Genomic DNA, 13783 nt, shown 5'->3' on the forward strand with positions numbered 1-13783 from the left:
AGCACCGGATGCAGTTGGTAGCGTGGGCTGCGCTGAAACACCAGGAAAAGGGGTCTTTTCGATGGGGTTGTTGAAGAAACGTAAGTCCCGAACCACCCGCAAGGCGGAAGCCAAGGCACTCAAGCACAAGGCTGGAGTGGAGGCGAAGCTGAGCGCGAAGAACGAACGGAAGCGCGACAAGCAGGCCGCCAAGGCCGGCCACAAGCTCGAGGCTGCCGAGCTGAAGTCGCTGAAGAAGGTCGAGAAGGCTCAGATCTCTGCGTTGAAGGCCGAGGAGAAGGCCGCGGCCCAGAAGGGTTTCACGGTCGCCGCCGTCCGCAAGTACCTCGGTGTCGCACGCCTGCTGACGCCGGTGCTGCTGCCGATCGCCTACCGCGCCGCCACGGTCGTGCGCGGGCAGATCGATGCCCGCCGTGCCGACCGCATGGGCGTCGACATCGACCAGCTCGCCAACTTCACCGGGCACGGCGCCAAGCTCAGCGCCCGCATCGCCGGTGCCGAAAGCTCCACCACGGAGATCCTCGGGCAGAAGCCGGACGATGCGGAGACGCAGAAGTTCGCCGCCGCCATCCGCGACCGTCTCGGTGATCTCAGCACCGCCGTCCGCGCGGCCGAGCAGATGCCGCAGGCCCGCCGCAAGGCCGCTCATCACGCCATCTCGTCCGAACTCGACGGAGTCGAAGCCGATCTCCTCGCCCGCCTCGGCGTGCGCTGACCGACCCGACCCACCGCAATGTCCCCCGCCCGCCCCGCCGCGACCGCCACCCTTCGGGGCTCGGCGGTCGGCGCGCTCGTGGCCGCTCTCGCGGTCGCCGCGCACGGCATCGGTGGGGGCGGCCTTCCCGAATCCGCGGCCCTGACCCTGCTGGTCGTCACGTGCAGCGGTGTCGGTGCGGTCACCGCGCAACTGCCCGCCCGCTTCCACGGGCCGCTCGCATTGGTCGGTGCCCTCGGTGTCGGCCAGGTGGCCGGACACTTCGCGCTCACGCTCACCTCGCACGTGCACTCGGCGGTCCCCGCCGTGCCGATGCTCGCCGCACACGCGGCCGCCACTGTGATCTGCGCGCTGCTGATCACGAATGCCGAGCGTCTGTACGGCCCCCTCGTCCACGTCTGGCGGGTGGTGCTCCGCGGCGAACCGCAACCCGTCTCGGCGGTGACGACGACACATGTCCCCGCGCGTCCCGCAAGTCCCGTGGACGCCCTGCTGCGCGCGAGCATTTCGCGTCGCGGTCCCCCGGTCCCGGTCTGACTCTCACCTCTTCTCCCTTCAGACCCTCAAAGGACCTTCGATGAATTCCCTCGTTTCCCGTGCCCTTTTCACCGCCGGTGCGGCCGGCAGCGCCATGCTGCTGGCGGCCGGTGTCGCCGCCGCCCACGTGACCGTCGTCGCCCCCGGCGCCGAGCAGGGCGGCTACTCCGTCCTGACGTTCCGCGTTCCCACCGAGTCCGAGACGGCGTCCACCACCAAGCTGACCGTCACGCTCCCCGACCTGAAGTCGGCCCGCACCACCCCGCTGCCGGGGTGGACGTCGGTCGTCGAGAAGGACCCGACGTCCAAGCTCGCGAAGTCCGTGACGTGGACCGCCGACCCCGGTGTCGGTGTGGCGCCCGGCCAGTTCCAGCAGTTCGAGCTGTCCGCCGGACCGCTGCCGGAGCAGGACGAGGTGTCGTTCCCGGCCGCCCAGACGTACAGCGACGGCGAGATCGTCAACTGGGATCAGGCGGTCGGCGCCGACGGCGCGGAGCCCGACAAGCCGGCACCCACCCTCACGCTGGCCGCGGCGACCGGTGAAGACCACAGCCACGACGCAGGCGGCGCCACGACGTCCGAGGAGACCGAGACGACGGCGTCCGGCACCGACGACACCGCCCGCTGGCTGGGCGGCATCGGCCTGGTCCTCGGCGCGCTCGGTGCGGCCCTCGGTCTCGGTGCCATGGTCCGGGGCCGTCGCTCATGAGAAGACGCACCACCTTCACGTCGGCGAAGGTGATCGCGGTCGGCCTGCTGACCATGCTCGCGAGCATGCTCGGGGCCGGCACCGCGGTCGCCCATTCCGTCGTGATCAGCTCCACCCCCGAGAACGGCGCGGAGATCGCGTCCGGCCCGGAACGGGTGAGCGTCACGTTCAACGAGGCGCTGCAGGAATCGTTCGCGTCCCTCACCGTGGTGGGCCCCGACGGCAACCTGTGGACCAAGGGCGACCCGGTCGTCGAGGGACCCACGGTCAGTGCCGAACTCGGCGAGCTGGGACCGGCCGGTGTGTACACCGTCGCGTTCCGCGTCACGTCCGCCGACGGACATCCGGTGAGCGGAACCCGCACGTTCACCCTCACCCAGGAGGGGTCGGGCACACCCGGCGCCGCAGCCGACAGCTCGGGTGAATCCGGCAGCGGCGGAGTTCCGCTGTGGCCGTTCATCGTTGCCGGTGTGCTCGTGTTCGGCGGCGGGCTGTGGTTCGCGCTCCGCAAGCCTCGCGGCGAGAACTGAGCACGGTGGGTACGGCGCGACAGTCCTGGCTGCTGTTCGCCGTACCCACATCGCTCGTCGGGGTCGCGTGCGGTTGGGCGTTGGCGCAACCGGAAGACCCCTCACCGTCGAGCGCCGTCCGGGCGCTGTGCCTGGTGCTCGGCTCGGCGGTCCTCGGACTCGCCGCGCTGGGCTGGTGGAGTCGCGCGGACAGCCGTCCCCTCATCCGGGACGAACGGCTGTGGCGGTTGGCGACCGCGGTCGCCGGTGCGTGGATGCTCGCCGAGGCCGTGCTGCTGTCGATGACGGCGGCGGAGGCCGACGCTCTGGGATTGTCCGAGCTGTCGGTCGGACGGTTCGGCGCGTACGTGACCGAGATCAGCGCGGGACGCGTCGACCTCGCCGTTCTCGTGTGCACGGCCGCGGCCACCGCGTGGTCGGCGGTCGCGTTCCGCCGCAACGATGCCCGGCTCCCCGTCCCGGTGCTGGTGCTCGCGGCGCTGGCCCTGGTGGCACGGCCGATCACCGGCCACATGTCGCAGCAGGTTCTCGGCTCGGTTCTCGACGTCGTCCATGCACTGGCCGCGGCCGTGTGGTTCGGGCTCCTCGCCGCTCTCGGCCTGATGCTCCGGTCGCGCGGGGACTGGTCGTCGTGGCTGCCGCGGTATTCCGTCGTCGCGTGGCGGTGTGTGTGGCTGTTGACCGCGACGGGGATCGTCGACGCCGCGGTCCGGCTGGGTGGGGTGACGCCGCTGTTCGATACCGGTTACGGCCGCATCGTGCTCGCCAAGGCGGTGGCGTTGGCGGCGCTCCTCGGGCTCGGCTGGTGGTGGCGGCGAACGTGGGTCGGGCAGGCCGCCGCGCATCGGATCAGCGCCGAAGCGTCCCTCCGACGCGCGATTGTCGAGGTGGTGGTGATGGCCGTTCCGTTCGGTCTCGCCGCCGCCCTCGCCACCACCGCCTGACCCGTGAGTACTTATTAACCGCCCGTGGTTAATAAGTACTCACGGGCGCGTCAGCGCAGCAGGATCTTCCCGCGGCTACCGCCCTTCTCGCTTGCGCGCTGAGCGTCGCCCGCTTCGGTCAGCGGGAACGTGCGGGCGGGCGGGAGGGCCAGCTTCCCGTCCGCGGCGAGGGCTCCCAGCCGGCGCAGTGTCTCCGCGCTCCAGTCGTCGGCGTTGCCGGACGAGAAGGTGATTCCCAGGCCGAACGCGGCACCGTCCGACAGTGTCACGATCCGGTCGGTGCCGCCGCGCAGTTCGATCGCCGCCTCGAGTCCGCCGAAGCCGACGTCGAGGACGGCGTCGACACCGTTCGGGGCGAGTTCGCGCACGCGGGCGGCCAGGCCGTCGCCGTACGTCGTGGGTGTGACGCCCAGCTCCCGCAGCGCGTCGTGGTGCTTCTCGCTCGCGGTGCCGATCACGGTGACACCGGAATCCAGCGCCAGCTGCGCCGCAAGGGTTCCCACCGCTCCCGACGCGCCGTTCACCAGCAGCGTCTCACCGGACTTCAGGTTCAGGAGCCGCAGTCCCCGAGTGGCGGCCTCTCCGGCGACGGGAATGGTGGCGGCGTCCGTCCAGCTCAGCCCACTCGGCTTCGGCACGACGATCGAGGCGAGCGCGTATTCGGCGTAGCCGCCGGTGTCGGACCAGCCGAACACCTCGTCGCCCACCACCACACCGGTCGCGTCCGGACCGACTGCATCGACCACGCCGGCCACTTCGCTGCCCGGGATCTTCGGGAACTGCACCGACATCACCTCGGCCATCGACCCCGACCGCAGCTTCCAGTCGATCGGGTTCACGCCGGCGGCCCGGATGACGAGGCGTACCTGATTGCCGGTGGGTTCGGGCACCGGCACGTCGTGGGTCTCGAGCACCTCGGGACCACCGTAGGACGAGTAGGAGACTGCCTTCATGGTCTGCTTCGCGTTGGAATTCGTCATGTCAACAATCTCGTCCTCGGCGGTCCGTCGCGCCAGACATTCGGCTGGTTGATCACAGCGCTGCGGCGGCCTTCTTCAGATCGGCGACGAGGGCGTCGAACGCACCGTCCCGATCCTCCGACGGTCCGCGGAGCACGGCGGACGGGTGGATCGTCGCGAAGACGTCCGGATCCACGTCGATGTCCACCTCACCGTCGAGGTGCAGCAACTCTCCGCGGTGTTCGGTGAGCCGGAACGACGGGCCGAGTAATGCCTGCGCGGCGGTGGCCCCGAGGCACACGAGGACGTCGGGCCGCACCGCCGCCAGTTCGGCGATCAGCCACGGCCGGCACGCGACGATCTCGGTGCGGTTCGGCTTCTTGTGGATTCGACGCTTGCCGCGTTCGGCGGGGACGAACTTGAAGTGCTTGACCGCGTTGGTGACGTAAGTGAGGTTCCGGTCGATGCCCGCCGCGTCGAGTGCCTTGTTCAGGAGTTTCCCCGCCGGACCGACGAACGGTTCACCGGCGCGGTCTTCCTGATCGCCGGGCTGTTCGCCGACGAGCATCATCCGGGCGGACCGCTTGCCCGTGCCGAAGACGGTCTGCTCGGCGTCGCGGTACAAATCGCAGCCGTGGCACCCGTCCGCCGCGTGGGACAGCGCGTCGAGGTCGACGGTGTCCGGCACGAACGGTGCGGCCGAGGGCTTCGTGGCTCGTGACATGTGCGTCGAGTACCCGTCGGGCGGAGCTTCATTCGCGCAACCCTGTCAATTAGTTTAGCGCTAAGATATAGTCGCCGGAGAAGCCCACCGAGAAAGCGAGCCTCCATGTCCCTCACCGAAGTCACCGCCCACCACCCCTACAGCCCGGCCGTGGTCGCGGGCGGACTCGCGTTCGTCTCAGGCGCACTGTCCGTCGATGCCGAGGGCACCGCTGTCCCGGGCCGCACCGAGGCGCTCGACGCCGCCGTCGACCGCATGGTCGATCGCCTCGCCACCGTCGGCGGACAGCTGAAGGACGTCGTCAAGCTCACCTACTACGTCACCGACCTGTCGCTTCGCGAGGAGGCGAACCGCCAGTTCGAGCGCATCTTCGACGAGCCTCGCCCCGCGCGCACGTTCCTCGAGGTCAGCAGCCTCCCCTACGGCGCCATCGCCGAGATCGACGCCGTCGCGGCGGTCGAGGGGCGCTGACAGCACCCGTCCGGCAGCGCCGCGGGTCCCCGTTCCGAGAAATCGACGGGGACCCGCGGCGCGTCGCCGTCACTTATGCTTCGTTCGATATCTTGGTACTAAACAGATGAGACCCTCGAGGATTCAGGAGGTGCGCCCGGTGACGCAACGCCCCGTTCCAGATCGCGATGCCGTCGACGACATCGTCGACCAGTGGGCCCACCAGTGGCCCGACCTGGATGTAAGTCCGCTGAAAGTGCTGGGCCGCCTGCATCGTTCGTATCTGCGCTACCAGACGTCCCTCGCCGCCGTGTTCGAGGAGCACGGCATCAACATGGCGTCGTTCGACGTTCTGGCCGCCCTCCGACGCTCGGGTCCGCCATACCGGATGACGTCCGGACAGCTGGCGGAATCGGCCCTCGTCACCACGGGCGGAGTCACGCTGCGCGTCGACCGCCTCGAGAAGGCGGGACTCGTGCAGCGCGAGCGCGACGCCGAGGACCGACGCATCGTGCACGCGCAGCTCACCGACGAGGGCCTGCGGGTGATCGAGAAGGTCGCGGAGGCCCACTTCGCCAACGAGTCCCAGATCCTCAGCGGGATGTCGAAGGACGATCAGGCGGCGCTGGCCGAATTGCTCCGCAAGCTCGAGCACTCGATCGTCGAGAACCAGGCCCCCACCGCCTGAGCGGAAATTTCAGCTGGCCGCGCGGGCGGTCAGATCGGCGACCTCACCGAAGCCGATGAACCGTTCGGATGCCGCCGTCATCTCCACGATGAAGCGCCTCTGCTCGTCCTGCGACGCACCGATCAGCCGCGCCGCACCCGTCCACTGCGCCTCGGACAGTTTGCGGGCGAGCTGGGCGGGTTCGGCGCACGGCGTCGCTATCCCGGCTTGGTTGAGCCGTTCGATGAACCGGATGTACCGGCCGAGGATCCGGTTGTGTGCCGCCTCGAGCTGTTCCCCGATCACCGGGTCGACGGCGGCGCGGTCCTCGATCATCGTGAACAGGCGGCCACTGCTGTAGACGGTCTCGATGAACGCCGCGGTGGCCGCCCGCAGGACGCTGCGCGGGTCCGCGTCCGGCGGGACCGGGATGCGCTGGGCCTCGACGAACGTGTCGACCACCGCTGCGGCGACGGCACGGAAGGCGTCGTCCCGGGACGCGAACCGGGCGGAGAATTCGGCCTGCGACACCCCGGCGGCGGCAGCGATGACCGCTTCGGAGGTGCGCTCGTATCCCAGCTCCGCGAAGCACCGCCCTGCCGCCTCGACCAACGCGAGCCGACCTCGATCGTCACCGTTCGTAAGCACCGCTCGCGCCTCCTCGTACCCCGGCCGGCGCCCGACGTGTCGGCCGTCACACATTCTCAGTTGACATTTCATTCAAGTCAACCCGCGCGACCCTACGCCTCCTGAAGAGCCTTCGCCTGGGCCTCGGCCTGCGCCCGGTAGAGCCTGCGGAGCCGGATGACGCCGAGGTCGTGCTGGTACAGGTTCTCCGCCTGGTCCGCGTCGAATGCCATCGCCTCGAGCATGGTGCGGTCCTGCTCGAGCACCACCCAGTGCCGCTCCTCGAGCTTGGTCCGGTACAGGAACCGCCAGACGTCGCGTTCCCAGCCCTCGACGCGGCGGTAGCGCCAGAAGAACACCGCGGTGGTCTCGGCGTCGATCGGCGTTCCCATGCCGACGATGCCGAACGAGCCACCCGGTCCCGCGGTCGGCGGGTACGGGATCTCGAGGTCCACCCAGTCGATGCCGGTCCGGCAGAACTCGACCCAGTCGAAGTTCACACCCCGCTGGTCGGTCTTCTCGAAGAAGAACCCGCGATCGGTTTCGCGGATCCGGAACTTCGCGGACGTCTCGCCGCCGAACATCGAATGCGATTCGCGGTGCAGGAACGCTCCGTGCATCGGGTCGAGCAGGTTCTCCAGCGTGAATCGCCACGGCGACTTCCACTCCGCGTAGCAGAGGAAGTGTGAGATGCCGTCGTCGGTGAGGCGCTCGGGCAGTTCGAGGGGCGCGGGTTCGGCGTCGGGGTCGGTGCCGAACCAGGCGAGCACGGCGCCGGCCACTTCCCGCACGGGGAGGCTGGTCACCAGTCGCTTGCCCTCGAGGTTGCAGCCGGGCATTCCGGGGACGGAGACGACGGTGCCGCCGCCGTCCACCTGCACGCCGTGGTACTGGCAGGCGACGCGATCACCGAGGTGCTGCCCCTGCGACAGCGGGGCGCCGCGGTGCGGGCAGCGGTCGGCAAGCATGCGGAGGGTGCCGTCGGACTGACGGAACAGCAGCCAGTCCTCGCCGAGGCGCCGCACCTTCTTCATGTCGCCGCGCGCGACGAAGTCGGACGGGCACACCGCGTGCCACTGGTCGCGCATCCCGGTCGCGAAGATCTCGTCGCCGGTCAATGCCGCCTTGTGCAGTCGGTTCACCATGGTCAGGCTCCCATCCGTCGGATCTCGTCCGTGAAAGTGTCGGTGGTCCAGGCGTCGCCGCCGGGACTGTGGATGCCGAGGGCGTTCAAACCCTTCACCAGCCCTTCGAGGTGGTGCACACCGGTGCCGAAGACCTCTTCGATCGCACCGGCCAGCTTCCGTTCGTACGGGGTGGGTGCCGTGCCGGACTGGCGCGGTTGCAGATACAGGCTCATGGTTCTTCCCTTCAGAGATCCAGCACGAGCTCGTCGGAGCGGGCGCGGGAAACGCAGATCATGATGGTGGTGCCGGACTCCTGCTCGGAGCTGGAGAGCAGGGAGTCGCGGTGGTCGGGGGTGCCGGCGAGGACGCGGGTTTCGCACGTCCCGCAGATGCCTTCGCGGCAGGAGTTGGGGACGTCGACGCCGGATTCCTCGAGGGTTTCGAGGATGGTCCGATCGGGGGCGACGGTGGCCGAGATGCCGGATCGTTCGCAGATCACGCGGACGGGACGGTCGCCGGCGAGGGTGTCGGCGGGGATCTCCTTCGCCTTGAACCGCTCGAGCCGGATGGCGCCGTCCGGCCAGGAGCCGGTGAACCCTTCGACCGCGCCGAGCAGACCCTCGGGGCCGCAGGCGTAGACGAGCGTCTCCTCGCGGGCGGTGCCGAGGATGTCGGCGAGGTCGAGGATGCCGTCGGCCTCCTCGGTGACGACGTGCACGCGGTCGCCGTACGCGGACAGTTCGTCGAGGAACGCCATCGACGCGCGGGCACGGCCGCCGTAGTGCAGTTCCCATTCGGCGCCCATGCGTTCGGCTTCACCGATCATCGTGAGGATCGGGGTGATGCCGATGCCGCCGGCGATGAACACGTAGCGCGGCGACGGCAGGAGTTCGAAGTTGTTGCGAGGTGCGCTCACCGACAGGCTGTCGCCGGGCCGCAGTGTCTCGTGGACGTGCCGGGAGCCGCCTCGGCCGGTCACCTCGTGGAGGATCGCGACGCGGTACCCGGTCTTGTCGTCGGGGTCTCCGCAGAGGGAGTACTGGCGGACGGTCCCGCGGTTCAGGTGCAGGTCCAGGTGGGCGCCCGGCGTCCACTGGTCGACCGCGTCGCCGTCCTGTCGTTCGAGGCGAAGCGAGACCACGCCCGAGGACTCGACCCTCATCTGACGCACCATCATGGGGACGGTGTCTGCGTCTGTTGTCATCGTTCACTCCCAGGCTCAACCGAAGGCGTAGTTCCTTAGTGCTCAATAATTTAGCACTAAGATGTATCGTGCGCCACAGTTGAGGGGAAATCCGTCGAGCCAGAGGCCGAGCTACTCCGCCTCGCGATACCGCACGGTCTCGGCCGCGAGCCGCTCCTCGTACGCCTGTGCGAGGTCGTGCAGACTCTGCACGCAGTCACCGGTGAACACCGGCGCATGCATCGGCGCCAGCAGCAGGGGTTCCAGATCGGCGAGTCCCCGGATCGTGGGCCCGAGCGCCGGAGTCAGGCACGTCGCGCTCCCCATGTCCTCCGCTGCGATGGCCGGGCCGACGATCTCCTCCTCCGTGGCCGGCGGGTGATGGCCGAACGCGGTGAACAGGTCGCCGCAGAACAGCGTCTGCGTCGTCTCCTCGAAAACCAGCCCGGCGTCCCATCCGTGCGGAACGTGCGGGGTGTCGAGGTGACGGACCCGCCTGGTGCCCGTCTCCATGACATCGCCGTTCTGCAGAGGACGCGGCATGCGATCGGCCAGGTCGTTGACCTGCACGAAGCAACCCATCGCCCCGTGCGCGACCTCGGCGTTCGGCGCGGCCGCCAGCCACGAGTTCATCGCGCCGCACTCGTCCGCCTCGACGTGCCCGAACGTGATCCACCGCAGCCTGTCGAGGGGAATCAGCCGGCCTACCGCCGCGGACACGGACGGGAACAGCGCACGCTGACCGGTGTGGAACAGCAACGGTTCCTCGCCGTCGACGAGGAACTGGTTCATGATCAGGTTGGGCTCGTCCAGATACGTGGACAGCCGGTAGATGTCGGGGGCGATCTCGGTAATCGTGGTGTCCATCCCTGGCTCCGATCACGTCGCGGTGTCGTCGGATCCAGCCTTCTCGGGACGGCGGCGGCGCGCAAGATCCCGCGGCGCACGGCGACGGTGCCGGGCCTGCGCGACCTGATGCCTCGACATAGACGTCGACGCCACCGGACAACCCGTAGGCGTCCGGCGGCGTCGCGCCGATCATGCGTCCGTTCAGGCCGCGGCCAACTCCAGCGGCACGTGCCAGGCGTCGTATTCGTAAACCCAGTCGCCGTTGCCCGCGACCTTAAGCCACTCGTTGGACCGTGAGCCACGCTGGATGCGTGAGGTGCGCTGCAGTCGCGTGTCCTGGTAGGTCTGCAGCGCGACTACGGGGTCGTCGAACAGGCTCAGGCACCGGGACAGGACGACGGCGTCTTCGATGGCCATGCCGGCGCCCTGCGCCATGAACGGCATCATCGGATGTGCCGCGTCGCCGAGGAGCACGGACCGTCCGTCGGTCCACGACGTCAGCGGGTCGCGAACGTAGAGAGCCGATTTCAGGACGTCATCGCAGGCGTCGAGCAGCGCTCGCGCCTCGGGGTGGAAGTCCCGGTACAGCTCACGCAGTTCGGTGACGGAACCGGGTGTGGTCCACGATTCCTCGGTCCACTCCTGCTGCGCGCAGGTGGCGAAGACGAAGATGTCCTTGCCCTGGTTGAGGGGGAACGTCACGATCTGCGTCGACGGATTCGGCCCCCACCACTTGGTGAAGCAGTCGAGGTTCGGCAGGTTGCCGACGCGTTCGGTGGGAACGACGGCGCGGAACGCCACGACTCCTGTGAACGTCGGCTTTTCCCGCCCGAGGAGAGCGGACCGGACCGCGGAGTGGATGCCGTCGGCACCGACGATCACGTCTGCGGAAACCACACTGCCGTCGGTGAACTCGATGCGGCCGTCCGCGACACCGCTGACCCGGCGACCCATTTCGACGACACCCGACGGCAGCCGGTTCTCGAGCGCGGTCATCAGATCGCCCCGGTGCATGGTCAACTGCGGTGCGCCGTACTGCTGTTCCGCACTGTCGCCCATCGGCAGCCGGGACGTTTCGGCGCCCGTGTCCCACGTGCGGCTGATCCGGAACCGCGGGCGGGCGGCCGATTCGCGGATCGCCGGCCCGATGCCGAGTCCGTCGAGAGCGCGGACCGCGTTGGGGGTCAGGTTGATGTCGGCGCCGACGCGGGCGAACTGCCTCGTCTGCTCGTAGACCGTGACGTCGAGACCGAACTTGCGGAGGGCGATCGCCGTCGCCAGTCCGCCGATGCCGCCGCCGCAGACGCCGACCGTGGTCACTGTGCACCCTTTCCGGGCACCGTGACGGGCGGCGTGAACGGTGCCGGCATGTCGCCGTAGGCGGCGAGATCGACCTCGACGATCACCGGCGCCTGTCGGGACACGGCGTCGGCGAGAACCTCGTGGGCCTCGGCTGCGCCACCGATCCGCAGGTACGGCACGCCGATGGACTGTGCCAGCAACGGGAAGTCGGGGGTGACGAGGTCGACGGCATAGGTGTCGTCGCCGCCGCCCTTCTGCATGTTGCGCAGCACGCCGTAGCCGCCGTCGTTGAACACGAGCAGCACCAGCCACGGCTTTTCCTGCGCCATGGTGAGGATTTCGCCGAAGTGGACGGCCAGGCCGCCGTCGCCGACGAGGGCCAGGGTGGGCCGGGTCTCGTCGGCCAGTGCGGAACCGATGGCCATGCCCAGGCCCTGCCCGATGCCGCCGCCGCGGGGAAACACGTTGGACTTGGGGTCGAACATCGGCAGCAGCCGGTTACCCCAGGAACTCGACGCGATGGTGACGTCGCGGGCGATCACGGAATCCTTCGGGAACGCGGCACGCACGGCGTCGCACAGCACGGCGTGGTCGCCGAGTCCGGCGCGCTGCTTGCTGCGGACGAGTTCGCGGGTGGTGCGGGCACGTTCGGTCCAGGCGGCGTCGACGGGCGCCAGCCCCGACAGCTGCCGGAGGAACGTGCCGATGTCGGCGGTGACCCCGGCCTGCGCAGGGTAGACGCGTCCGACCGCGGCCGCGTCGATGTCCACCTGCACGTGCACGGCGGGGACCGGCATGGAGTAGTCGCCGGTCTCGTTGGACCGGAAGTGGGTGCCCAGCGACAGCAGCAGGTCGGCGTCCTGGAGGAGTTCCCGTCCCACCGGGGTGTTGCCGTAATTGCCGATGCACAGTTCGTGGTCCTCGGGCACGGCGCCGCGCCCGGAGTTGCTGGTGAGCAACGGGACTCCCCACTGCTCCACCAGTTCGGTCAGCTCGGCACCGGCCGTGGCGACACCGCCGCCCGCCCAGATCACCGGGCGTTCCGCCGACCGCAGCAGGGCGAAGGCGACGGCCAAGTCGTCGGCGTCCGGCGTGCGCAGCGGTTCGACGACCGGCTCGGCCACGTCGATGACGTGCTCCGCGTACTGGAGGTCGATCGGCCATTCGATGCTCGACGGCCCGCCGGGCGCAGCGAGCGCGGCAGCGATGCCTTCCCGCAACACCTTTCCGGCGCTGTCGGTGTCGAGGATGGTGGCGGCGTGCTTCGACGTCGCCGTCAGCATCCCCAGCTGATCCTTGGTCTCGTGGATGAACCCGCGACCCGAGCCGAGGTAGCGGCTCTCGACGTTGCCCGTCACGTGCAGCACCGACGTTCCGGCACTGAGCGATTCGATCAGCGAGCCGGCCGCGTTGCCGGCACCGGTGCCGGTGCTCGTGAGCGCGCAGCCGATGCCCCCGGTGGCCCGGGCGTACCCGTCCGCGGCGCTGACCGCGGTGGCCTCGTGCCGGACCGGCACGAACCGCAGGTGCTTGCTGACCGCCTGAACCAGGGGCTGGTTGTGGACGCTCACGATGCCGAAGACAGTGTCGACACCGGCCTCGCGCAGCACCTGGACGAGCAGGTCGCCGCCATTACCCACCTGCTTGTCATTTCCTACAGACATGGTGTTCCTCTCAGACATAGCGCGCGACGCCTCCGCAGACGTCGAGGCTGGTGCCCGTCACGTAGGACGAGCGGGGGGACAGCAGGGTCACGATCATGGCGGCCACCTCGTCGGCGCGGCCGAACCGGCCGAGGCCGATGCCGCGGTCCTGGGCGATCTCCGCCTCCCATTCGGCAAATGTGGCGTCGGTGCCGGATTCCTCGTAGCGGCGCCGCCACTGGCCGGTGTCGACCAGTCCGAGCGACACCGAGTTGACGCGGATGCCGTCGGCGGCGAGTTCGAGCGACAGCGACTTGCTGAGGTTCAGCAGCCCGGCCCGGGCGGCGCTGGTGGTGACCAGCCGCGGCTCGGGCTGACGTGCGAGCACCGCCGAGATGTTGACGATGGACGCGGCGTCGGACTTGCGCAGCATCGGCAGAGCGGCCTCGACCGTGTTGAGGACGCTGGAGAACTTGAGGTCGAGCTCGTCGCGCCAGTCGTCGAGGGTCGCCTCACCGCGCGGGACCATGCGGGACTTGCCTGCGTTGTTGACCAGACCGTCGAGGCCGCCGAATCGGGCGACACCGGCGTCGACCAGCGCGGCGACCGCGGCCGGGTCTCGGACGTCGCAGGACGCGGTGAGGACGCGGTCGCTGCCGGGCAGCGGCGCGATCACGGAGTCGAGCCGGTCGCGGTCGCGCGCGCAGGTGACGACGTTGGCACCCTCCTCGAGCAGCATCGCGACGGTGGCGAGCCCGACTCCCGAGCTTCCGCCGGTCACCAGGTGGGTGCGGTCTTTCAGTTGCAGGTCCACGAC

The 13783-nt window shown here is 69.4% G+C and carries 17 protein-coding genes; 7 read left to right on the forward strand and 10 right to left on the reverse strand.

Going from position 1 to position 13783, the window contains the following annotated elements; genetic code table 11:
* Positions 1-61: 61 nt before the first annotated feature.
* The 5 genes from ACFWAY_RS04195 to ACFWAY_RS04215 are packed head-to-tail and all read left to right on the forward strand — an operon-like array spanning position 62 to position 3435.
* A complete protein-coding gene (locus tag ACFWAY_RS04195; RefSeq protein ID WP_378454481.1) occupies positions 62-715 on the forward strand; it encodes a DUF6474 family protein in 654 nt (217 codons plus the stop codon).
* Positions 716-733: 18 nt separating this feature from the next.
* Positions 734-1252 carry a hypothetical protein gene (locus ACFWAY_RS04200; RefSeq protein WP_378454482.1) on the forward strand — a complete coding sequence of 173 codons (519 nt, stop codon included), beginning with the start codon at positions 734-736 and terminating at the stop codon, positions 1250-1252.
* 40 nt (positions 1253-1292) lie between these two features.
* Entirely contained in the window at positions 1293-1961 is a 669-nt protein-coding gene (locus ACFWAY_RS04205) for a YcnI family protein (RefSeq protein WP_378454483.1), read from the forward strand.
* Positions 1958-2491 carry a copper resistance protein CopC gene (locus ACFWAY_RS04210; protein WP_378509886.1) on the forward strand — a complete coding sequence of 178 codons (534 nt, stop codon included), beginning with the start codon at positions 1958-1960 and terminating at the stop codon, positions 2489-2491. Before ACFWAY_RS04205 ends, ACFWAY_RS04210 begins: the two co-directional genes overlap by 4 nt.
* A 5-nt stretch (positions 2492-2496) precedes the next feature.
* A complete protein-coding gene (locus ACFWAY_RS04215; RefSeq protein WP_378454485.1) occupies positions 2497-3435 on the forward strand; it encodes a CopD family protein in 939 nt (312 codons plus the stop codon).
* Between the two features lie 50 nt (positions 3436-3485).
* Here the strand turns inward: ACFWAY_RS04215 and ACFWAY_RS04220 are convergent, their stop codons facing one another.
* Together ACFWAY_RS04220 and ACFWAY_RS04225 are read right to left on the reverse strand one after the other, a co-directional pair.
* Complete coding sequence (locus ACFWAY_RS04220; protein WP_378454486.1) at positions 3486-4415, reverse strand: NADP-dependent oxidoreductase; 930 nt, start codon at positions 4413-4415, stop codon at positions 3486-3488.
* Between the two features lie 52 nt (positions 4416-4467).
* On the reverse strand, positions 4468-5118 hold the full coding sequence (locus ACFWAY_RS04225) for a UdgX family uracil-DNA binding protein (protein WP_378509887.1): 651 nt from the start codon (positions 5116-5118) through the stop codon (positions 4468-4470).
* 105 nt (positions 5119-5223) lie between these two features.
* On the opposite strand from ACFWAY_RS04225, the gene ACFWAY_RS04230 reads away from it, so the two are divergent.
* Positions 5224-5589: a RidA family protein gene (locus ACFWAY_RS04230; RefSeq protein ID WP_009477076.1), complete on the forward strand. Its 366-nt coding sequence runs from the start codon at positions 5224-5226 to the stop codon at positions 5587-5589.
* Positions 5590-5695: 106 nt separating this feature from the next.
* On the forward strand, positions 5696-6256 hold the full coding sequence (locus ACFWAY_RS04235) for a MarR family winged helix-turn-helix transcriptional regulator (RefSeq protein WP_378454488.1): 561 nt from the start codon (positions 5696-5698) through the stop codon (positions 6254-6256).
* A gap of 9 nt (positions 6257-6265) precedes the next feature.
* On the opposite strand, the gene ACFWAY_RS04240 is transcribed toward ACFWAY_RS04235, so the two are convergent.
* The 8 genes from ACFWAY_RS04240 to ACFWAY_RS04275 all read right to left on the reverse strand — a co-directional run bounded on the left by ACFWAY_RS04240 (position 6266) and on the right by ACFWAY_RS04275 (position 13780).
* Positions 6266-6955 carry a TetR/AcrR family transcriptional regulator gene (locus ACFWAY_RS04240; RefSeq protein WP_378509888.1) on the reverse strand — a complete coding sequence of 230 codons (690 nt, stop codon included), beginning with the start codon at positions 6953-6955 and terminating at the stop codon, positions 6266-6268.
* A gap of 20 nt (positions 6956-6975) precedes the next feature.
* A complete protein-coding gene (locus ACFWAY_RS04245) occupies positions 6976-8007 on the reverse strand; it encodes a Rieske 2Fe-2S domain-containing protein (protein ID WP_378454490.1) in 1032 nt (343 codons plus the stop codon).
* A gap of 2 nt (positions 8008-8009) precedes the next feature.
* Positions 8010-8222, reverse strand: a complete 213-nt coding sequence (locus tag ACFWAY_RS04250) for a recombinase-like helix-turn-helix domain-containing protein (RefSeq protein ID WP_005248918.1) — start codon at positions 8220-8222, stop codon at positions 8010-8012.
* Between the two features lie 11 nt (positions 8223-8233).
* Positions 8234-9193 (reverse strand): PDR/VanB family oxidoreductase, encoded by a 960-nt coding sequence (locus tag ACFWAY_RS04255; protein ID WP_378509889.1) that lies wholly within the window; start codon positions 9191-9193, stop codon positions 8234-8236.
* A gap of 111 nt (positions 9194-9304) precedes the next feature.
* Complete coding sequence (locus tag ACFWAY_RS04260; RefSeq protein ID WP_378454492.1) at positions 9305-10039, reverse strand: MBL fold metallo-hydrolase; 735 nt, start codon at positions 10037-10039, stop codon at positions 9305-9307.
* A 183-nt stretch (positions 10040-10222) separates the two neighbouring features.
* Positions 10223-11341 (reverse strand): FAD-dependent monooxygenase, encoded by a 1119-nt coding sequence (locus ACFWAY_RS04265; RefSeq protein ID WP_378509890.1) that lies wholly within the window; start codon positions 11339-11341, stop codon positions 10223-10225.
* Positions 11338-13005 carry a thiamine pyrophosphate-binding protein gene (locus tag ACFWAY_RS04270; RefSeq protein WP_378509891.1) on the reverse strand — a complete coding sequence of 556 codons (1668 nt, stop codon included), beginning with the start codon at positions 13003-13005 and terminating at the stop codon, positions 11338-11340. Before ACFWAY_RS04270 ends, ACFWAY_RS04265 begins: the two co-directional genes overlap by 4 nt.
* Positions 12998-13780: an SDR family oxidoreductase gene (locus ACFWAY_RS04275; RefSeq protein ID WP_378509892.1), complete on the reverse strand. Its 783-nt coding sequence runs from the start codon at positions 13778-13780 to the stop codon at positions 12998-13000. Before ACFWAY_RS04275 ends, ACFWAY_RS04270 begins: the two co-directional genes overlap by 8 nt.
* Positions 13781-13783 lie beyond the last annotated feature (3 nt).

This window comes from Rhodococcus sp. NPDC059968, assembly GCF_042738615.1.
Lineage (GTDB): Bacteria > Actinomycetota > Actinomycetes > Mycobacteriales > Mycobacteriaceae > Rhodococcus_F.